The organism is Pseudomonas sp. MH10 (assembly GCF_034353045.1).
In the GTDB taxonomy this organism is placed as follows: Bacteria; Pseudomonadota; Gammaproteobacteria; order Pseudomonadales; family Pseudomonadaceae; genus Aquipseudomonas.
Map to the genome: position 1 here is coordinate 2,846,162 of NZ_CP133783.1, position 20,051 is coordinate 2,866,212.

Annotated in this window: 18 protein-coding genes and 1 other RNA gene; 12 read left to right on the forward strand and 7 right to left on the reverse strand. The window is 49.7% G+C overall.

The features are described 5' to 3' along the window. Nucleotides 1-196: 196 nt before the first annotated feature. The 7 genes from RHM59_RS12760 (at nucleotide 197) to RHM59_RS12790 (ending at nucleotide 7,055) form a co-directional block, all read left to right on the forward strand. Nucleotides 197-487 (forward strand): hypothetical protein, encoded by a 291-nt coding sequence (locus tag RHM59_RS12760; RefSeq protein ID WP_322167602.1) that lies wholly within the window; start codon nucleotides 197-199, stop codon nucleotides 485-487. Nucleotides 488-615: 128 nt separating this feature from the next. Then, nucleotides 616-1,015, forward strand: a transfer-messenger RNA (tmRNA) gene (ssrA, locus tag RHM59_RS12765). 185 nt (nucleotides 1,016-1,200) lie between these two features. Continuing rightward, on the forward strand, nucleotides 1,201-2,457 hold the full coding sequence (locus tag RHM59_RS12770; protein ID WP_322224166.1) for an integrase domain-containing protein: 1,257 nt from the start codon (nucleotides 1,201-1,203) through the stop codon (nucleotides 2,455-2,457). Nucleotides 2,458-3,191: 734 nt separating this feature from the next. Beyond that, nucleotides 3,192-4,664 carry a DNA/RNA helicase domain-containing protein gene (locus RHM59_RS12775; protein ID WP_322224168.1) on the forward strand — a complete coding sequence of 491 codons (1,473 nt, stop codon included), beginning with the start codon at nucleotides 3,192-3,194 and terminating at the stop codon, nucleotides 4,662-4,664. Nucleotides 4,665-5,186: 522 nt separating this feature from the next. After that, entirely contained in the window at nucleotides 5,187-5,522 is a 336-nt protein-coding gene (locus RHM59_RS12780) for a hypothetical protein (RefSeq protein ID WP_322224170.1), read from the forward strand. A 152-nt stretch (nucleotides 5,523-5,674) separates the two neighbouring features. Beyond that, a complete protein-coding gene (locus RHM59_RS12785) occupies nucleotides 5,675-6,643 on the forward strand; it encodes a DUF932 domain-containing protein (RefSeq protein WP_322224172.1) in 969 nt (322 codons plus the stop codon). Nucleotides 6,644-6,725: 82 nt separating this feature from the next. Next, nucleotides 6,726-7,055 carry a hypothetical protein gene (locus tag RHM59_RS12790; protein WP_322224174.1) on the forward strand — a complete coding sequence of 110 codons (330 nt, stop codon included), beginning with the start codon at nucleotides 6,726-6,728 and terminating at the stop codon, nucleotides 7,053-7,055. A gap of 32 nt (nucleotides 7,056-7,087) precedes the next feature. Here the strand turns inward: RHM59_RS12790 and RHM59_RS12795 are convergent, their stop codons facing one another. After that, entirely contained in the window at nucleotides 7,088-7,435 is a 348-nt protein-coding gene (locus tag RHM59_RS12795) for a helix-turn-helix transcriptional regulator (RefSeq protein ID WP_322224176.1), read from the reverse strand. 276 nt (nucleotides 7,436-7,711) lie between these two features. On the opposite strand from RHM59_RS12795, the gene RHM59_RS12800 reads away from it, so the two are divergent. Together RHM59_RS12800 and RHM59_RS12805 are read left to right on the forward strand one after the other, a co-directional pair. Continuing rightward, nucleotides 7,712-8,338, forward strand: a complete 627-nt coding sequence (locus RHM59_RS12800; RefSeq protein WP_322224178.1) for a hypothetical protein — start codon at nucleotides 7,712-7,714, stop codon at nucleotides 8,336-8,338. A 109-nt stretch (nucleotides 8,339-8,447) separates the two neighbouring features. Beyond that, a complete protein-coding gene (locus RHM59_RS12805; RefSeq protein ID WP_322224180.1) occupies nucleotides 8,448-9,035 on the forward strand; it encodes a hypothetical protein in 588 nt (195 codons plus the stop codon). 150 nt (nucleotides 9,036-9,185) lie between these two features. Here RHM59_RS12805 and RHM59_RS12810 read toward each other — a convergent pair whose 3' ends face one another. From RHM59_RS12810 to RHM59_RS12830, 5 genes are all read right to left on the reverse strand, one after another. Continuing rightward, nucleotides 9,186-10,562 carry an SIR2 family protein gene (locus RHM59_RS12810; protein WP_322224182.1) on the reverse strand — a complete coding sequence of 459 codons (1,377 nt, stop codon included), beginning with the start codon at nucleotides 10,560-10,562 and terminating at the stop codon, nucleotides 9,186-9,188. Between the two features lie 434 nt (nucleotides 10,563-10,996). Beyond that, complete coding sequence (locus RHM59_RS12815; protein ID WP_322224184.1) at nucleotides 10,997-13,609, reverse strand: N-6 DNA methylase; 2,613 nt, start codon at nucleotides 13,607-13,609, stop codon at nucleotides 10,997-10,999. Between the two features lie 1,349 nt (nucleotides 13,610-14,958). Continuing rightward, nucleotides 14,959-15,372, reverse strand: coding sequence for a hypothetical protein (locus RHM59_RS12820; RefSeq protein WP_322224186.1), 414 nt, complete (start codon nucleotides 15,370-15,372; stop codon nucleotides 14,959-14,961). An 83-nt stretch (nucleotides 15,373-15,455) separates the two neighbouring features. Beyond that, nucleotides 15,456-16,118 (reverse strand): inovirus Gp2 family protein, encoded by a 663-nt coding sequence (locus RHM59_RS12825; RefSeq protein ID WP_322224188.1) that lies wholly within the window; start codon nucleotides 16,116-16,118, stop codon nucleotides 15,456-15,458. A 397-nt stretch (nucleotides 16,119-16,515) separates the two neighbouring features. Beyond that, nucleotides 16,516-16,737 carry an AlpA family transcriptional regulator gene (locus RHM59_RS12830; RefSeq protein ID WP_322224190.1) on the reverse strand — a complete coding sequence of 74 codons (222 nt, stop codon included), beginning with the start codon at nucleotides 16,735-16,737 and terminating at the stop codon, nucleotides 16,516-16,518. A gap of 226 nt (nucleotides 16,738-16,963) precedes the next feature. Between RHM59_RS12830 and RHM59_RS12835 the strand changes: the two genes are divergently transcribed. The 3 genes from RHM59_RS12835 (at nucleotide 16,964) to RHM59_RS12845 (ending at nucleotide 19,190) form a co-directional block, all read left to right on the forward strand. Then, complete coding sequence (locus RHM59_RS12835) at nucleotides 16,964-17,842, forward strand: hypothetical protein (RefSeq protein WP_322224192.1); 879 nt, start codon at nucleotides 16,964-16,966, stop codon at nucleotides 17,840-17,842. A 44-nt stretch (nucleotides 17,843-17,886) separates the two neighbouring features. After that, complete coding sequence (locus RHM59_RS12840; protein WP_322224194.1) at nucleotides 17,887-18,726, forward strand: HNH endonuclease signature motif containing protein; 840 nt, start codon at nucleotides 17,887-17,889, stop codon at nucleotides 18,724-18,726. A 167-nt stretch (nucleotides 18,727-18,893) separates the two neighbouring features. Beyond that, nucleotides 18,894-19,190 (forward strand): hypothetical protein, encoded by a 297-nt coding sequence (locus RHM59_RS12845; RefSeq protein ID WP_322224196.1) that lies wholly within the window; start codon nucleotides 18,894-18,896, stop codon nucleotides 19,188-19,190. A 56-nt stretch (nucleotides 19,191-19,246) separates the two neighbouring features. On the opposite strand, the gene tnpB is transcribed toward RHM59_RS12845, so the two are convergent. Further along, nucleotides 19,247-19,861: an IS66 family insertion sequence element accessory protein TnpB gene (gene tnpB / locus RHM59_RS12850; RefSeq protein WP_322224198.1), complete on the reverse strand. Its 615-nt coding sequence runs from the start codon at nucleotides 19,859-19,861 to the stop codon at nucleotides 19,247-19,249. Nucleotides 19,862-20,051: the final 190 nt, after the last annotated feature.

The window sequence follows — 20,051 nt, forward strand, 5'->3', positions numbered from 1 at the left end:
GTGAGGGGCTGAAAAACGCCCTTTCATGGTGCCAAACCGTCTAAAGATGGCTTTTTCACATGAGATAGCAGAAATAATAGAACCCCTGTGAACTGCAACAGTCCATCTCTGTAGGCCCTTTACGAACGGGCTTATAACAGACCTCGGACGGCCTCATCGACCGGCTATTCCGAGTCCATAGGCTTAGGAGATACACATGAAGCGTACCGTACTCACAGGGTTGTTCCTCACTGCCGCACTGTTGGCTTCCCCGGTATTCGCCGCTGAAGACCTGTGTGGAGCGAATCTGCAGACCATCAAGGACAGCTTGTCGTCGAGCACCAACCTGGGTAATGACGAGAAGATGAACCTTGAAGAAACTCAAAAATCAGCCATGGCCGCCCACAAGGCCGGTGATGACAAGAAATGTATCGAACTCACTACCAAAGCAATCGAACAAAACGACAAAACCGATACCGGTAATGGCGACGGTAGCGGCGCGAAATAATTTGGGCACACGCACACGGCCAGCCCCTGGCTGGCCTGTTTTTCAGCAGCGCTGCCAGACAGGAGAGGTCGACGGACTCCGTTCATTGGGGTAGACTCCGCCACCTGACTGCTCACGCGGTTGCTATCGGGGCCGATTAGGATTCGACGCTGGTTGCGAAACTCTAGGTGCATGCCGAGTTGGTAACAGAACTCGTAAATCCACTGTTGCAACTTTTATAGTTGCCAATGACGAAAACTACGGCCAGGAATTCGCACTCGCCGCTTAATTGCGACGACTAGAGCCTGAGCTTCTGGTTACTTCGGTACCAGCAATCACTAGAGGATGCCTGTAAACTCGAAGTGATTGTCATGCAGAACAGGATCGCCGTGCAGTACGTTGTGGACGAATCGGCTAAAACTTACACAACTCGCCCAATGCACCCTGCCAGTCGGGTCGCTGAGGGTTAACTTAATAGACACGGCTACGCATGTAGTACCGACAGCGGAGTACTGGCGGACGGGGGTTCAAATCCCCCCGGCTCCACCACTTTTACATCTAAAGACGTCCAAGGACGTCTTTTTTTGTGCCTGAAATCTAGTGAATACAGGGGCTTAGCGTCTATTAGCGTCCGCGGATGTCCGACAGAATCTATATCCGTAGGTATTCCAGATGGTATTCCAGGCTCTTCGGTGGTAATTTTTGGAATACCAATTGATGTCATGGAACTCCTCATGTGCGCTCAAGCCACCCGCCTATCTGACCGCCAGCTCAAAGCGGTAAAGCCGAAAGACAAGGATTACGTCCTCAGTGATGGGGACGGTTTACAGCTGCGCGTGAGGATCAATGGCTCTACGCTATGGAACTTCAACTATCGGCAGCCGATTACCAAAAATCGTATCAATATGGGACTCGGCACCTACCCAGAACTCTCCCTCGCGCAAGCCAGGAAGAGGACTGTCGAAGCTAGAGAACTTCTGGCTCAGGGTATAGACCCAAAAGAACAACGTAGCGCGCTTGAGCAAACAAAAAGGGAGGCAACCGAACACACGTTCGAGAACGTCGCGTCTGCATGGTTTGAACTGAAAAAAGACTCTGTCACCAAGGCTTATGCCGAGGACATTTGGCGCTCACTCACCTTGCATGTCTTTCCATTGTTGAAAACAACACCAATCTCGCAGGTTAACGCTCCAGTAGTCATCCAATTACTACGCCCGCTGGAAACAAAAGGTAGCCTGGAGACAGTGAAGCGACTGACCCAGCGCCTTAACGAGATCATGACCTACGGCGTGAACTCCGGAATGATCTTTGCCAATCCGCTGAGTGGCATCCGGGCTGTTTTCAAGAAGCCGAAAAAGCAGAATATGGCCGCTCTCCGCCCTGAGGAGTTGCCAGAACTCATGGTTGCCATCGCGAACGCGAGCATAAAAAGAACGACACGCTGCCTCATCGAATGGCAACTTCACACCATGACCCGTCCCGCCGAGGCAGCCACGACCTCTTGGGCTGAAATCGATCTCGATAAGAAAATTTGGACGATTCCAGCGGAGCGTATGAAGAAACGACGTGCCCACGTCATACCGCTGACCGAACATTCGATTGCTTTGCTAGAAACGATCAAGCCCTACAGCGGACACAGAGAGTACGTGTTTCCAGCCGATAGAGACCCACGGGATCATTGCAACAGCCAGACAGCAAACATGGCACTGAAACGAATGGGTTTTGAAGGTCGGTTGGTGAGTCATGGCATGCGCTCCATGGCGAGCACCATTCTGAACGAACAGGGATGGGACCCCGAGCTGATCGAGGTCGCACTTGCCCACGTAGACAAAGATGAGGTGCGTAGCGCCTACAATCGCGCAGATTACATTGAGAGAAGGCGCCCCATGATGATCTGGTGGAGCGAACACATACAGCATGCCGCTACTGGCAACTTGTCAGTTTCGGCCATTCAAGGGACCAGAGGTCTAAAAGTAGTATCGATGCGTTAAACGGGAAATGTAGCAGCTTGCGAAATTGCACTCTATATGACCACCTGATTGCATCGGTACTGACCACTCGTTTGCATCGGATTTGGCCAGCATGCTTAGTAACCAAGATCCGCAGAGAGCTGTTCGTTGCCGCCGGTAGCGGCAGGCAGATATCGGCCGATTCTGTTGAAAACAGTCGGCCTTAGGGGCAACGAGAAAAAAGTACGCGTCGGAGATTAAATTCCAGATCACTTGCAGATGTTTTCAGGCCGCGATTTCACGTAGAAGCGGGCTAAAAAGCACTATCATCGATTATCTTTTCGGCATTTTTAAAAACCCGATTTTTTCAACAGAATCAGCCAAAAGCGGTCGGTCTCATGTGAAAAATGCTACCGAAGCCCCACGTTTGTAGTGGCGGCCGTTGGACACAGCTCCCAGATCTTGGATCTGTGCGCCAGCTGCAACTAAAAGGGGCCACACGTGGTTGAGCATTTGGATGCGGCTTTCAGTCCTAGTTACCAACCAGAGTTCAGTTGAGTAACCTTCTCAATCTTCCCCGACAATACTTGCTGGATACCTTCACATTAGTCATAGTGGCACTATGCCTCAAACCCATGGATAAACCGGTCCTGACGGTGAAACTAGATAGGTAGAGATCAGCTTCTCGAAAGCTTTTTAACGGGCTAATTTGAACTCAGGTTCTTATAGCCTTACTAGCGAGAAAAATAAACCATATAACTCAGCAGAGGTGCGCCTTGAAGTACATAAATATCCTTTCTCTCGCACAAGCTCACACTTCTTTGGCGCCAGCACTATTTGCCAACCTATTAAATCTTCACCAGATCAATATCAAACCATCAGAATTAGAAGATCTTAAAAATCTTATCAAGCAGCTATGTTCATTGCCGGGCAGCGCCGGAGTCTACGATACGTATTACATCAGCTACAAAATACCCCAGATTGGTAAAGAATTTGACCTGCTGAGATTCGGAAAAGACTACATAATTAACATTGAACTTAAGAGAACTTGCCAAGAAGAAAAGATAAAAACTCAGCTAGTGAGAAATAATTATTATTTATCGAGCGTCGGCAGACAAGTGCATTGCTTCACCTTCGTGTCAGATGTAAAAACGTTATATTATCTGACTCATGAAAAAACGCTTACACCAATCAATTTCAGCGATCTTAAAGCTTTAATGGAGTCACAGCAGGTAGATCGTACTGAGGTTGTTGACGACCTTTTCGATCCTTCTGACTATTTAGTATCCCCCTTTAACTCAACTCGGAAGTTCTTACAAGACGAGTATTTTTTGACACACCAACAGGAAGAAATCAGAAATAAAATCCTACAGCGTCTCGATGAGCCGAAGACGACGAGATTCGTTTCTATTATAGGCAGCGCAGGCACTGGTAAGACATTGCTCGTATATGACATATTTAAAAAATTATCCGAGAGATCTAAGAGCATCCTTATCATTCATTGCGGCCAACTAAATGCAGGGCAGCTAGAATTAATAAGATGCGGTTGGAATATCACTCCTATAAAGAACTACCGCCGATACGACTTAACGAATTACGATGCTATTATAATTGATGAAACACAGCGTATTTACCCGAACCAACTGAAGGATATAGTTTCTAAAATCTGGGCCTCAAATGGAACCTGCATTTTCTCCTATGACAAGCTTCAAACACTGTCTGCTTGGGAGGAAAAAAGTAATATTGATGCCGAGATCAATAGCATTGCAGGTTTAGTCACGCATACGCTATCTGAAAAAATTCGAACGAATAAAGAACTAGCGAACTTCCTAAAGGGTTTATTCAACAATAAAAGAAGCGTAACCGCATCGAACCAACACAACATAGATATCAATTATTTTGAAAATTCAGAAGATGCAAAACGGTATTTGACAGCTTTGGATCACTGCGGGTGGGAGGTGCTGAGATTTACGCCATCACAATATGGAAATGAGCATCACGAAAGTTATTATGCGACCACAAAGCAAACATCACACCAAGTTATAGGTCAGGAATTCGAAGGCGTCGCAGTCATGATCGATCAATATTTCTCATATGATCTTAATGGAGAGCTTTACTATAAAGCTCAAACATATTACCACGTATCTAAGATGCTATTTCAGAACATCACTCGTGCAAGAAAAAGACTAAGCGTTGTGATAATCAATAACAGGGAAGTTTTAGAAAGATGTTTATCGATCCTCCGATAGCAAATCAACCTGCGCACCACCAGGCGCAGCTTTGGGTCGTTCTCTGCCGGTCGTCAATAAGGCGTGTGCTGGTCAAGTCGAATGCAAACGCTTGGTCAGAACGGGGGCAATTGAATGGTCAGTAGCAATGCAATCAGGTGGTCAAGTCCATGCAATTACGCAGCAGGCCTACTGGACCTTCTCGCACTAATCCGGACACACAACTTCCCGTGAAATAGACGACGCCGCTAAGTACCGCCCCCCCCTCGGTGAGCCCTATTTCAACGCCCTCTCTGGATGCTCATCACGGACGTATTCGAAGACGATGGCCAGGGATGTGATGTGACGGTAACAACCTATCTGATGCGTTCGAATCAAAAAAGTCTCAGTCATACATTACGACTCTGCATTCACACGCAATGAGTCCCTCAGAACTCAGCAATACAATACATCACTAAAGCAGATCGCCTAAGCGACCTGCTTTATAGAGCTCTATGCCTGTGCAATGGCTTTTCTCGACAATCTCTTTATAGGAAACCTCTCATGATCACCCAGTGTCCACGCTGCCGTTCCACTTCAATATCAACCAAAGATACCGCAAGGAAAATCGGTGCCCTCATCGGCACTGTAGGTGGCGCCGCCCAAGGAGTCACCGGGGCCATGGCCGGGGCCGAGGTTGGCGCTGTTATCGGTATAATGGCGGGACCTCCAGGAGTCGCCATTGGCGGGATGGCAGGTGCCATTCTCGGTGGGTTAGCCGGAGCGGCAACCGGATGTATCGCTGGTGCAAAACTTGGCGAGGTCGTCGATGAGCGAGTTTTAGACAATTACCGTTGTCTCAACTGTGGATTGTCGTTCAGCGGACGTCATCACGCTTGATCTCCCCGTTACAGTGAACCTACCTCGCTTGAAGCAACTGCACTTCCACGCCTGATCCATCACTAACTCCTCTCTGTCAAATCCAGCACGCAGGCTGATCCCTGCTGAACACTCAGCGGCTTCGCCGTGCGCAAACGTAAAGGAAGCTCTTCATGGCACATCTCATCGAACAAATAGCTTACGTCGGCAGAACGCCTTGGCATGGCCTAGGTAATCAGCTCTCGGCCAAACAACCGCTGGAAGTCTGGCAGCAAGAAGCGGGCATGAGCTGGCAGATCCAAGAGTCGCCGGTACATTTCATGGCTGACGCCGCCGGCCATCTAGGCACCATCCATACCTTTCCCGAACAAAAAGTGCTGTATCGCTCAGATACAAAAGCCGCGTTATCCGTTGTGTCGCAACGCTACCAGGTAGTACAGCCGCGTGATGTCCTGGAGTTCTATCGGGATCTGACAGAGCGCTCGGGTTATGAGCTGGAAACTGCCGGGGTGCTGAAGGGCGGGCGCAAGCTCTGGGCGTTGGCGCGGACCGGACAGTCAGCCGTGCTGAAGGGTAATGACGTGGTCAATGGATACCTGCTGTTGGCGACTTCCTGCGACGGCACGCTGGCCACTACCGCAACGCCGACCACCGTCCGCGTCGTCTGCAATAACACCCTGACGATTGCAGTCAATGGCGCCAGCCAGGCGATCAAGGTGCCGCACAGTACTCGCTTCGATCCACGTGCCGTTAAACAGCAGTTAGGCGTCACCGTTTCTCAGTGGGACGACTTCATGTATCGCATGCGTACGCTCGCCGCCCGCCCCGTCAAAGCCCATGAAGCCAAGGACTATCTGCGTAGCGTGCTGTGTGAAGGCATGGCAGCTAACCCAGAGCGGCCCGGCATCTCGAATGAAAGGGCCTTAACCAAGGTGCTGAGCATGTATGAAGGGCATGGCCGGGGCGCTGAACTCGAAGCGGCAAAGGGTACCGCTTGGGGCTTGCTCAACGCGGTTACCGAATATGTCGATCACGAACGCCGCGCTCGTAACAACGAGTACCGGATGGACACCGCATGGTTCGGCCAAGGTGCCGCCATCAAAAATCGAGCGCTTAACGCCGCCCTGCAACTGGTGGCCTGAAGCGTTCACAGCATAAAGGGAGGCTCATGCCTCCCAAGTTTTGCGCATTATCTCAGTGGTTAAATCTTTACGGAGTTACACCATGCCCCTACGCTGCCTAATCTGCGAGTCAAAGGCTGTACTGTCCAAGGATGCCGCCAGCACGGCAGTCCTGCTGATCGGAACCATTGATAGTTTTCTGCTCGGCGTTCGCCAGGCACACATTCAACATTCAGAGGTCGACTCAGGAATCAAACATGAAAGCCTGCTCATGCAGTTACTCGACCTGATAGGTGAGAGCGTCTCCAGTGCGACATCTGGCTACACAGCCATGACGACGTTTGCAAGAGATGTGCAGAAGTATCAGTTCGGCCACCATAACTATCTTTGCTTACGCTGTGGTGCCCAGTTCGATCAGTACACCGATACCTGAACGCACCACAGCTAAACGAGAAGATCTGGCGTTCAAGCTTTCGCTAGACGTTTAGTCAGGTGTTCAACCAGATCCACGATCAACTGCCGATCCTCCTGACTCAGAGGTTTCAACAACTGGCTAATCCGGGTCGCCTGATCGTCCGGGCGCGAGCTGGCCTCGGTCAATAGTTCTGCCGCCTCGCAACCAAAGATCGACGCAAACGCTATCAGACGGGCAATATTGGGAATTACCACGCCTCGTTCGATGCGCGAAACCGCTTCATTGCCCACGCCCAACCGCTCAGCGACCTCCTCCTGCGTCAGTCCGCAACGTATGCGCTGCTTAGAAATGGCACGCCCTACCCGACCTGCCAATTGCTGCTGATGGATCTCTGTCACGACGCCCTCCCAATCCGACCTAAATGGTTGGGCATCACCTCATTGACATGAAGAACTCTATAGGTTGAGAATCAACCTATAGAGTTGTTTTCCTTCTATTTATGCCCGCAGTACGCAAAGGGATTTTTCATGCGAGAAACGAAACGCCGTCACCAAAGGTTCTGCAACGGAAAGGTGGGCATATTAGGGAGAGGGGAACGTACCAGATCATCGCAGGGTATTCTGGCATGTGTCAGCCACTCTTGCTCCAGAACCTCGACCTGATAAGGGCCTAGAATGTTTACCTACATATTTAAACGGCTTGAGGAAGCAGAATGGCTGCTAATTGATCTTGGGGCGTCGGGATCTGACCTGAACGCTAAAATTGAATCGATACAACACGTCCTTAAGCCGGAAACAGCTAATGCGTTGATTAAAGTAGGTCATGCAATTAATTTACCCCCAGAATTCTTTTCGCAAACCGACATCGAGGATTTGGAGGCACTCTTGGGAGAAGCTGTAAGTGCATTGAAGGAACAAGCATTCGAAAAAAGCTCCGAAGAACTTAGAGAACAGCTTAAAGACACCCTAGACTTTCCTGAGCCAAGTATGCTTGAACGTATAAAGAATTTTTTTGCCGTCGACCTAGTAGCGCAAAGCCGTAAAATGGAGCCTTCAAAATTAATATTAATTAATCTACTTAAACGACAATCGCTCTCGTGCAATAAATGCAACAACCTCTCAGTTCCAATCCTCGATACAGCAGACCATTATAAATGTATTAAGTGCGCAAGGCAATTCATCAGCACAAGGCACTATATTCGAACTGTAATCTTAGACAGCTTTAAAGATAGCTGGACGACCCAGCGATTAATTTTAAAATATTACGACGAATGTGTTGAGCGAATCATCGATCAAGCGTAAAGAGCAATCGTCCGCACTTATAATTGCCGACGCCATCTGCGTGCCCTAGCCGTAAGAGTTACGGCACGTCGAATCAAACAGTCCTGATCTACAACTTAGTGAGTCTGCGATGATACTCAAACAATGGATTTCGGCTTTGATACTACTCGGAAGTTTATTTGGCGCCACAGCGGCTTATTCCTGGCAATTGAACGAAGTACAAGATTGCCCGGTCAGCCAACGGGATAAAAATTGGCTGGACTGTACAGAGGCAGACGTTCCTGCTCGCCTGCCTTACAAGATGGATGACGGCAGTACAAAGCTCCTAGACAGTCGCGCAACTGTTATATGCCGCCAAGGGGTTTGCGGCTTTGAGACACAAAGCGCGAGCGGCCTCTGGAATTCAACCGATGAATATGCGGGACAAATTCAGCAGATGGATTCCACGCCTGTGGTGATACACCGTGGCTACTACGTAGGTAATGCCGCAGACGGAAGAGTGGTTGCATACCTCAAGGGGACGGGGCCAGAAAACGGCGGGGCTGTCGCGCCGGCTAAAGGCTCGGTCCCCACCAGCTCAGTAGACTCAGAAGTCGACCAATGCGAGGGGAGCTGGGCTAAAGCCTATCGCAAGGATGCGGGAGAAGAGGCTTTAATCAACAATGCTCAACTTGAGGAATGGGAGAGTTGGTGTAAGGAAGGAAGGCAGCCTAATTAGATACCGGACATCGTACACTGTCCCGATCAACGATGCGAATAGGACAGTGACGACTGGTTAAGTCTTTGTAAGTTGCTCACCGGTGCTTAATGCGTTGAACCGCGACAGGAGGCCAGGCGTTAGCAAATGACTGATGAGGAATTCTTGTTGTCACCGACGTCCCTTCTGTTCAGCTTCCCGGACGACCTCCGACGCATATTCGTCACCTGATCGGACTTTGTCCAAAAGTTCTCTACAGGAATCCGAATATCGGTGCGATTGGACCTCAGAGCCGTTCATGATCGCGAAGTGATACTTGTTGTCGAAACTCTTTATATCAACGCCAGTCGCTTCGGCGATGGTTGTCATGAGCCGATCACAGGCGTGCCAGTACTTGTAGCCCATGGCTTGGCCTAGGGCAGTAAGGGAGAATGGAAAATTGAGATTAAATGCCAACCCATCGGCACCATCTGCTATACCATAAAGCTTGGCTAGTTCTCCATCGGCCTCAGTCACATTCGCAAGCACTCGATAGTCCACCTGGATCGGATTGCGTGGGATATCGGTTCTTACTAGCTGGTAGGTGCGCGCCAGCAGCGCTCTAAGCAGTCGCGGGTTAACATTTTGTAGCGCTTCAACTGCGCCGAAGGCGGAGTATACCCAACTGAAGTCCCTCGCAACTACACTTTTGATAATTACGCTGCGGTGGTCTGAAACGGGAATGAGACGTTCGCGTCGAGGGTACTCCTCGGTCATTTCCCGATCATCCCACTCCAAGATGTAGATATTCGGGATTAGCTTGCCATCCTCCGAGAGAATTTCATCTATATCCGCGAGAATCGCTTTGATGTTCGAATCCTCAGCGCGATAGCCAATGAACACCAATGGGTGCTCCGCGAAGAACGCCAGCAGTTTTGCAGAAAGGTACTTCTTCCTCTTCACGAATTCATCATAGTCTGCCCGTGTCAGTACGATGCTCTCGGGCTGAGATGCGCAGCCATGAATCTTGAATATTTCGCCAATGCTCGAATGGTTGGCATAAAGGATCTTCTGTCCAACTATTGCCTCGTACTCTGGGAAAAATCCTTCAAGCAACTGATCGTAGTTGGTAGTAATTACCGAGTGTGGCCGAATCTTCTTGAGAAGCTCGATCTCCCCAGCCAGCCTATGATCACCGGACGCAATCAGGTCTTTGAAGATCTCTGCAACGGTATGCTTGATGTAAATCTGAGGAGAGCTGGCTTCGTCGAAGAGCTCTTGAGGAAATTGACCTTGTCCGGCACCCCATGCCCAGTCATTAAATTTTTCAGAAAACTGAGTTCCAATATCAACGAAGTCTGGGTAGCGCTGCTTGTAGTAGGCGAACTGCCGGATTTCCGGACAGCGTCCAGCCAGATCCCTGAGCAGTTCCTCCCAGTTCGGGCCGCCCAGATAACGCTTGGTAAAGCCGGAGCCCACGAATAAAATAGGCTGACACGCCATATCACCGATACAGGTTTTTATGTCGTCCGTAACGTCTTCAATATATTTCGCATAATCCATTTTCATCGTCGCTCGACCCAGTATGATGATAGCACACCGTGATATCTCATTATTCTTAGCAATTTTCAATAGTCGGCAGCATTGACGAGAGCCCAAAGCCTATATAAAGGTCAAGATAGAGGCGTCGAGCTGGAAGCTGCAAGCCGTCAATGGACTTTCGGAGGTCCACTGGCTTGGGGTAGAGGTAGACTTTTTCAACTTTGGCATCGGGTCGCATAGCGCTGGCTCCATTGAAAGATCGGGAGCACAGCGTCAGCTATCAAATGGCGGCTTTGAATGTGTAGATAATGGATCGCTTACGAACCAATGGCACGCTGAAACAATTTATATCACATCAGAATCCAATCAAGCTTAATAATTAACAAACAAAGACGTAAATGAGCGCAAGGCAACGTCAACCACCTTGCGATCACCTATGGACCAACCAATCTCAGATTCAACTATAAAATCTTTCCAGGAGACTGCTTTTCTTTACCGCGCTCTATTAGACTTTCTAATAGAAAATCAGTAGCTTGCTCTAGACCTATATTTCCCGCCTCTAGAAATTCCCGCATAGTAGTTTGAGTGCGCGCCTTTTTGACAATCTCAGATACTTCTTGCCAGTCATCCGGGATTGGAATCAACATATTTGATATATGAACCGGTTCAAGATGCTGTTGAACCGCGCCATATTCATTTTTCAGCATTTGATTTAATGCTTTGGTCGACTGTAAAAACTGATATACGTAGAATCTAACATCTTCATCAGCAATACGAACTCTAATCAAATCATCCGATACAATAGCACCATCAAGACGCTGCGTTATGTAAGAGACCCTTCCAATAGTACCTGAGCGAGTAATTACAATATCTCCCCGATAAACCCGGACAGCGTTGATAGTTGATATCTGCTTCGGGGAAGCCAATTTGACATTGAGCAGTTTTGCGCTTTCGGATTTTTCCTGCAATACAGCAGAAGGGGTGTAGTAAGGTTCTATTCCTTCACCTGTATTCTCAACAAGGAGATTCTCACTCTTGAGTCTGGGCCCTTTGAAAATCTTAACATTGCTAGTGATCTGACCAAGCGTTGTTACTGACCAGCCGTCAATCCCGTCAATAGACTCTATCTGCCTTATCGTTTCATTTAAGTTAGGCAGATAAAACTGGGGATTAATTCTCAATTGCGGATCAATTTCTGACCGATTAATTGAAAACCGGTACTCTGATTCAACTAGTGAACCCTGATTAAAATCCACATAATCTTTGAGTATGTCATTGAAATCATGGTCGATTTCATCGGTATAATTGTTTTCATTGTCGCGTTTAAATATTGGAAAGCCCTCACTATCCTGGCCAATTTTCTTTGATATAGCCAGAAATATGGGATAATTAAATGACGGCCGCTTACCGACCTGCAATCTCTCGATGATAAGCAAACACGTTCTAACGCCTGTATGCGGTTGAAATGTATCCTTATGGCAATTTACCACAGCAAGCAGCTTATATCCGTCAAACATTAACTTTCTGGCAGGAAAATAAGTCTGCGTATCAAGAAAGCTTTTCGGCATCACGATTCCGATTTTACCTCCAGGCGCAATCCAGTTGAGACAGCGCTCAAAGAAAAGCATTTCTGGTGGAACCCCCTCTGTATTTCTTTCACCGGTTGGCGAGTATTCCCCTCCTCTATTAGTCCACTTGATGCCCGTTGCGAAATTGTCAAGAACGCGGGGATCAGTAACGCGCCCCTCAGAAGCTCCTGCAAAAGGCGGATTGGTAAGAATTACGGTAGGCTTAGCCATTCCGCAACGGGCCAGAACGTTTTCATTCAATTTAGATATATCATCGAGCGAATCACCTTGAGTCATACCCGTGTGACCGTCACCGTTCAAAATCATGGCTGTTTTGGCAATCTTTACTAGTCTTTTGCTAATTTCAACCATAAATAGATTAGTTCGATGCTTATCAAGTTGTCGTTGTTTCGCAATCGCAGTGTCCTTGGACGACAATATTTTTTTCCGCACATATCGCATGGCTCCAGTGAGAAAACCACCCGACCCGCCCGCAGGATCAAGTATTATATCCTGATAGCTCGGCGCCACGGACTCACACAGGAAATCGACAACTAATCTATTTGTAAAAAATTGCCCTCTTTTTCTTTTTAGGTAGGTTGCTGTATATTGCTCATACGCATGCCCCATGATATCCCAATCATCAGATTCATTCAGATCACTCAGTAGCCGGTACCTTTGCAGTTCAATTACAACATCGCATATGGCACGTGGACCAACTGAAATTTTCTCATGCTCGGAAAAAACATCTTGGTTACTTGATACCACTTCTTTAAACAAACTAAATATTCGTTTAGCTACTGCCCTTTGACCTTCCTCAGATCTATATTCCTCTGGAGTGCAATAGAATTCACAATACTCACCCGACTTTTCTTCATCCATAGCCTTAGCGAGGATTAGTCTCACCATATCCATGGTGAGATCGTCTTCATCACCATCAACCCCGCGTCCATGAAGCTTGTTATGACATTGACGTAGCATACCCTTAATATCCATAGGGCGCTTTAAATCTTCTTTTTTCCGTTGGCCTAACGCATCCCAAGCCTCAGACTTCCGAGGAATGCCGGTCCAGTCGATCAATTCATTCGTCGGACTGCTTAGGCGTCTATAATATTGGGGGGCATCACCATTGTACCAAACCCCGCCTTCGGCGCTTGTATTGAATATATAGGAGACTAATTGATTGTAGCCTGAGGTTATATTTGGCGCTTTGCACTCAACTACGAGAAATATTGACCCTTGATCCTTATTTGCCTTTGCCTTTGCGGTACGATATACAACAATATCAGCCCTGACGGGATGCCCCTGTTGGTCTTTCAGTTCCTTACTGCCGTAATATATCGAAACCTCTCTGGCCATGAGATTGACAGGGTACTGATATTCAAAGTGCAATATGCGCAGATACGACTGGCGGACGAATTCTTCGGGAGTTGCGTCAAGTTCAACACCATCGAGAAAATCAACTATTTTACCATTTTCATTTTTTTTTACTTCAAAGACGTTCATCTACGCATACACCTAAATTAAAAATACAATTCATAGAGCTTTAAACATAATTGTCGAAGCTTCTTATACACTTAAATTCGACATCTCTATTAGAAAAGATTTTTAACCATCTTAACTATAGTTACGCGACACCGATTTTGAGCTGCGATCTATTACAAAAGCATTACCAAGAAGTACGTACAATCTAGCAAATTTGCCCACTATAGTAGATTTCAATGGACCATACCACTCTAGTATCCAAGCCACGGCAGGCGAAGGCTTTTACATCAATATAGAGCCTCAAAGGCACGCCAGAGCTGGCCCACAGTAGACGTAGGAGATCTAGGTGTTGCAGCAGCTCTAAGGTCTGGGTCACGCAGCGGCTGCGATAGGACGGTCGCGGTAGGCCATCAGTTACCCCCCGCACTGATCCGTATGTGCGGAACTACCGCATACGACTCCTGCCTTGGCTGCGTGACGCCATGCCGGGTAAGGATGTGCATCCCTGGGTCCAAATATATAGAGATCGGCAAGGCGTCCGTGGCGTGACCACCGAAGCCGGTTACGCTGACTGCGTCGCTTGAGAGCTTGCTGCCATTAGACGGACGTACCGCCGAACGAAAACCGCCGAGACTTATTAGGTTTCCCGGCCGCGTGGTAATTGAAATACCCAATGACTATTCGGTTAAGCCATTGCTCCTGAACCCGAATGGCTTTATGACGGCGGCGCTTTAGCTCATCACAAATAGCCAGCAGCGTTGCTCGCATTCGCTTTTTGACCGTCAGACGCAGTATGTCATTGTCAATGGTAACCGAGTAAACAGTCTCTATCGCTCCCTCGATGATCGTCCAATCATGCTGCGGTTCCTCCCGATGGCCGATAATTCCGTTTTGCCGCAGGCCAGACAGGAGGTCTATTTTTCAACTGAATTGACCCAAAGCGGCCGGTGCGTGATCTGAAAGTTTCCAGTAATCGCACTCAGCGTTTTCTCTCCGCCGGATTCATAAAGACCAAATAACAATCTTTGGTCGTTGACCTAATGCAGACGAAAGTGATTGTAGAAAGGCTGGTCCATTCTTTGGTTCTTAAAGCACCTTTGTACCAATGTTCCAAGAACTCATCGAAGGTATTTCTCTCTATTTTCAATCTCACTCAAATTTCCAATGCAGGCCCAATCGGTGGTCAGCGCGAGCTGGATCCTATAAAGCCCAAACTGCTAACGCAGGGAACCTTAAGCATGACTGGACCTGGGCCGATTATTGCCTCACACGATTCATCGTCTGGTTATGATGCGCCAATGGTGAAATGGGTGCATTCAGGGCAACGCCGGTGCAATTTACCCTGTAAACGAGGGGCAGTGTCGATGCGATCAGGCGATTAAGTAGAGCTCATGCCTACTATCATCGCGAGAGTCCACCAGTTGCCGAACCCTATCGACCAGCGCATTGATTGCCGAGGGAGTGGTTAGATAACCTGTTTCATGAGCGTTCATGCAGACCAGCCCTACCGGACTGTCTTCAAGCCCAACCTCCCTATAAGCCGTCCAGTAAATGTCTTGATATTCATCGTCACGGTAGCTGGCGTAATGCTCGCTGATACGCGGCAAGCATTCACACAGCCTAGATTGCACCGTCACCGCCACCTGCTCACAACCACTCGCATCCAGGGTAGTACGGTAAGCCGGATCTTGCGTAAGGGCGATGGCTTGCACTAACCGACTGATGACGATGGCAGCGTTGGATCGAGATAACGGAAATCGTGGATCAATCAAAGAAATGATCATGGCAGTACCTACCGAGGAATGGGGTGAATGAGTAATTGGGGTGAGCTAAACAGCGCCTCTGGACGTCACGTCCGACTAAGGGCTCAGCCTCTGCTGCAACCAAATGCCCGGCTTCGACTGCCGTAATCCTTAGTAGCGGCCTTGCAGAGATAGCTGACCCGATAAAAGTAATCCTCCATCTCCACACGGTCATCCTGAGAAAGGAAGTACCTAGGATTGGTAGGGACATGCACCAGTCCATCAGCGTCTTCGAAAGAAACTCTCAGCGCGCTCGCCCATGCTGACTGAAGACGGCTATATAGATTCTCTCTTTCTGAATTGAAGCGCCCCACGGTGTGGTACGCATCTTTGTTGAGCAGTAATACGAAGTGGTAATGCGGCCGTCCCTCCTGACCTATCTCCCTAACCCAACACCATCGGACCCGTGTCTGATGTGCAGTGCCATTCAGGCGCCTGGAGCGCTCTCGTGCGCAATCAATCTTGGCGGTCAAGGAATCCACAAACCTGGATATGACGGCGTTGCCTGATGCGGGTGGCAGATAGTCATCTGGGAAACGTAGGTCGAAACGTAGCGCGAACACTCTGCGGTGATCGCTCAGCGCCAACTGAGTGGTTTCATAAAGCCGCTCTAGGTATTCAGTAATGAGGGGGCCGCGAGACTTCATCACAGGCAGCCCCCTAAAGGTTTTCTCGTGATGCAGGTGGAGATTGCTGTTGCGGGAGTGACGCTTGCTTAGGTATGCCATGGGGCTGATCCGCTGAGTGAGTTCATAAACTCAGTGGACTGGGTATTTTTTTACGATCGATCTGCCTCTGAGAGCAGACCTTGGCTCAGCGTTAGGCGCTGATCTTGTTACCGCTTGTCCTGACGCTGCATGGCTGATGGCACCCACCTTTTGAGAGGAAGGTATTGTGGCGTTATGACTTAACGGGTGAGACATGAAGAGATTGTATAAATAATACTATACCGAAACCTCCCACCCCCTCGTACGAGGGGGTGGGGTGGCAAACTGCCAGAGAGCGCGGGAAGAATAGAACTGTTTCGATGACTTCAATACTCTGGAAATAAACCACTGCCTGGAGGCACGCAGTCAACATGGACATCGACCGCATGAGTGAGCGCGAGCTCGGCCCGTCAGTCGATCACGCGACCTTTAGCTGTGACACAGCAGTGAGAGACTCGTGGGTATCACGCGCCTCAATCCTGGCCAAGACCCAGCCGGTCACTTCGCTTTCAACCCAGCCAACAGCCCGGTCGCCCAACGACACGGGCTTCGGAAAGCTTCCCTCGCTGATGTACTTGTAGATCGTGGACCGACCTAAGCCGGTGGAGTGTTTGACGTCTTTCAGGCGAATGATCCTCATGAACTGGCTCCTCTTATTCCGTTCAGAGGATTGGGGTGTCGGGTAAGAAGATACTCGCTATGTACACCGCGGCAGGAACGACCTAGCTGTTCCAGACCTCTTGGGTGGTTTGAATTAGCACTTGCATCGCCTGCACTGTACTTGGCGACACTGGCGTCACTAGGCGCGCCCTTCGACCCCGAGCAAGCGTGTGGCAGAATGAATTCAATCAGCCCAGGCACCCCCGGTGCCCAGCAACGAATTCGGAGCAACAATGCCTGCCACTGGCTTTCTCGACACGATAAAAGAACAGATACGCGAAGCATCCGGCCGCAAATGTTCCGCCCCGTTCTGCCGAGATCCTCTTACCTATTACAACGCTGGTGTCGTCATCCTAGGCGAGATTGCGCACATCTATGGGCATGGCTTTGGCTCGGCCCGATCTCACCTCCTCCCTCTGGGAATGGACCCACACTGCTACGCGAATGGCATATCGCTCTGCAGAGTGTGCCATCGGATGATTGATCGGTGTCCGGAGCTGTTTCCGGCTGAGCTGATCTTTCTATGGAAAGCAGAAGCCGAGAACGAGAACAGCGTTCAATCGCGAGCTTTTCCACCATCAATGATCCCACCGGCCTATGACCTGCGTGCCGAGTTCCCGATCGTGAGCGAGTTCCTCGGGCTATTTGCCCCATTCCTTATTTTTATGCACGACCTGTATTACAGCGGGAATGGTAAAAACAGATCTACGTCGGTCCTGCCGGTTTCTACCGAGGTGTTGAACTCAATTCGGGCGGGAGCCATGGCTCTCGGTCAGTATCGGAATAAAGTCCCTGTGTTCTTTTTTCAACATCCTCCATTTCGGAGTTGGGCGTCTGAGATCGTGCGAGGGGCCCAGGCGGTGAGGACCATGCCCGAGTTTGCTCTCTTAAACGACACGCCGTACTGGGTCGATTTTCACTACCAGATCGTGGTCGTTGACTCTGATGGTACAGAGGATCTGAGTTTTTCATTTTCAACGGGGAGAGCGATGCGGGAGCTGTATCTTCAGATCCGGCGATTTGAAAGGTACGTCAATGATCTCCCATTTCACGGCATGCCTGCTGGGCTTCGGCTTGGGTTTTGATCTACACCAAAGAAACTGCCGGCCGAACGCTGGAGGGGAATGCAATGGAAGATATCGTAACGACAGCTGGCTTCAGTGGACCGGTGAAAACGAAGCTACGGCAGTCCGTGGGGAATTACTGCTCCGCACCATTCTGCGGGATCCAGACGAATTCCTTCAACCCAGAGACCGGCTGCGAAAAGCATTTCAGCGAGGCGGCACACATTTACGGACTTCGCCCTGGCTCAGCTCGGTACGACGATCTTCCCGCCGGCACAGACCGAAATGCCTTCGAGAACGGAATCTCGCTTTGTCCAACCTGTCATCGAATGATCGACCGCAGCCCAGAGCTTTTTCCGGGACGTCAGCTAACTACGTGGAAAAGGAATGCAGAGTATCAGCACAATTTGTCATCGCGCTCGCGCCACAACACATCGCAACAGGGCAGTTACAACCTGACAGAAGAGATCAAGACTGCAGAATTATTAATCGCTTCATTCCAGCCACTTAGGCAGTTCATGGAACATGTCTGTTGGTCAGGCCTAGCGAGAAACTCATTGACGTCGATTGCCGAGGTTCCCGAAGATGTTTTGGAATGCATCCGGTTAGCTTCGAGTGGGCGGCTTCGCCAACTAAGTGGGAGCTTGTACCTGTTCCAGCACAATCAATTTAACGCTTGGTTTTGGGAGGTCGTGAGAGGATCCAGAGAGGTTAAAAGCATGCCTGAATTCAGTTCAGTGACGGGCTTAACGAACGACGTGGATTTTCATCACGATTTCGATGACGGCGATTTGATGTTCAAGCACCCCGCCGCTAGAGCCATTCATGGATTGAAGCAACAAATTGATCGGTTCCAGGATTTTGTCGCGAGATTCGAGCGGCAGCCTTCCTCAGTGCGGTACTGAAATTCAAGCCCATGCTTTGGCTCGCGCACCCGTTCCGCCTCCAGTAATTTGGACTGGTCAGTGACGACAGACGTCTCACCAATCCATCAGAGGTATTCGTAATGGCTGCAGCAGCCCCATAGGCTAACAGCGCTGAAAAGAAAGTTTTCTGGTCACGTAAAGCGGCCATGGCCCTGGTACTTAACGTAGTGGTGGCCGGCACATGGATGTGCGGCCTGAAAATGCTGGAAGACCACTATGCGCAGAGCGACGTAAAAGCGGCGACTCAAGTCATTGCCATCTGGGAGTCCACCCAGTCCGGCGAGATCACTGCAACGCAAGCTGTCGCAAAATTTGAAGGGTTCCTCCCAGGTCACGGTGGGAACTTGGCAGCAGTCCTAGCTCTCGTGCTGTTGCAACGCGCTGGCGATAGCAAAACCCGCGATGAGTTCTTTTTCAAGGCGCTGTTTTCGAGCGAATGCTGAACGCAGACATTTGGTTCGTAGCCGTCTGGACAACACACCTTCATAAAGCCTTCGCCTCAGAAACCGAGCACCAAGGCTTGAAGTTGCTCGGCATCTAACTCGACTTCAGAGCCGTGCCGCACGCCCGGCCAAAAGAAGCGTCCTTGGTTCAAGCGTCGAGCGGCAAGCCAAAACCCTACACCGTCATGCACCAACACTTTCATGCGATTGGCGCGGCGATTGGCGAACAGATAAGCACAGTGCGGCTTCGCCGCACCGAACACCGCTACGCCCCGCGCCAGCGCGGTTTCAGTGCTGGCGCGCATTTCCTTGGGCTCGGTGGCGAGCCAGATGGTGTCGATGCGGATCATCGAGTTCGCCCCCGGACGAACCTCACACAAACCTCCAGGATCGTTAGCCGGCCAGCTCACGACAAGCTGTCCATGCCCGCATGGGACGTCAATTTTGATCGTAGGATAGGCACGCGTTTGGACGTTCGGCTCTAACGTTAAAGGAATGAAAGCTGGCAGGTTCTCACCACCCAGGTCACGGTAAAGCGGTATCCATTTGCGCACCAGATTGGCGTTGATCCCGTGGCCCAGCGCAACGCTTGCGATGGATGCGCCAGGCTGCAAACATTCCTGGACGACTTGGGCTTTGAGGGATTTGGGGTAAGAGTGTCGTTGTTGCATGGCGCATCCGCTTAATAGGCTAAAAATGGTGCCCACTTAAATAGGTGTCCACCATCGCCCTAAGCGCTGGGATCAGGAAGGTGTGTTGGCCGGGCGCTTACGTTCACCGGATCCTCAGATAGACCAGTGGTTGTCTACGCCGTTGCCTCAGCCGCGCGTCAAATATTACGGATAGATAAGTCGATCGCGG